Annotated in this window: 1 pseudogene; it reads left to right on the top strand. The window is 66.8% G+C overall.

The annotated features are described in order from the left end of the window. Positions 1-1,105 (top strand): annotated as a pseudogene (locus ACWD5O_RS37200) (IS3 family transposase); the annotation flags it as partial. Positions 1,106-1,139 lie beyond the last annotated feature (34 nt).

Raw genomic sequence — 1,139 nt, 5'->3', positions numbered from 1 at the left:
CGCGGACCGAGACGGCGTTGACGATCATGGGAAAAGCGCGCGAGCTCTTGGAGGACATCTCCAGGAGCGAGCCGGACGGTCCGGACGTCTTCGGGCTCGGCAAGCGCTGATGGACGCGTTTGAGGAGCTGACCGGTGCGGGGACGACGACGCGGGCCGCGGCGGCGATGACTGGGATCGCCCGGTCCAGCGTTGATCGGGACCGGCGCCAGCCCCGTCCGTCACGCCGGCTGCGGCCGGCGCCGGCGAACGCGCTCACCGCGGCGGAGCGGGAGCACGTGTTGCGGCTGCTGGACAGCCCGCAGTTCGTCGACGCCGCTCCGGCGCAGATCTATGCTGCTCTGCTCGACCAGGGCGTCTACGTCGGCTCGATCGCCACGATGTACCGGATCCTGCGTGATTACCGGCAGGTCAGAGAACGTCGCCGGCTGGCCCGGCATCCGGCCCGTCAGCGCCCGGAGCTGGTCGCCGACGCGCCGCGGCAGGTGTTCACCTGGGACATCACGAAACTGGCCGGCCCGGTGAAGGGCTCCTACTTCGATGCTTACGTGATGATCGACATTTACTCCCGGTACATCGTCGGCATCCGCGTGCACGCCCGCGAGTCAGGACCTCTGGCCGAGAGCATGATGCGTGAGGTGTTCCAGGTCCACGGTGTCCCACACGTGATCCACGCCGACCGGGGAACGTCGATGACCTCGAAATCGGTTGCTGACCTGCTCGAAGATCTGACCGTGACCCGGTCGCACTCCCGTCCGAAGGTGTCGAACGACAACCCGTACAGCGAAGCCTGGTTCAAGACGTTGAAGTACGCGCCGGTCTTCCCGGACCGGTTCGCGTCCCTCGCCGCCGCACGAGCGTTCATGACTGACTTCGTGACCTGGTACAACAACTGCCACCGACACTCCGGGATCGGCCTGCACACGCCAGCCGAGGTCCACCACGGCCGCCACCACGCCGTGCGTGCCGGCCGCGAGGACACCCTCACCGCAGCCCGCGCAGCGCACCCGGAACGCTTCGGCACCAACCGGTCCTTACCCAAGATCCTCGATCTGCCCGAACAGGTCTGGATCAACAAACCAGAGCCGGAACCTCAAGCCGCATAACTCCCGCTGGCCTCAAATCCTTGACACGTTCCGG

It is taken from the genome of Micromonospora sp. NPDC005161 (assembly GCF_053599855.1).
This window is presented reverse-complemented; position numbering and strand designations above follow the sequence as displayed.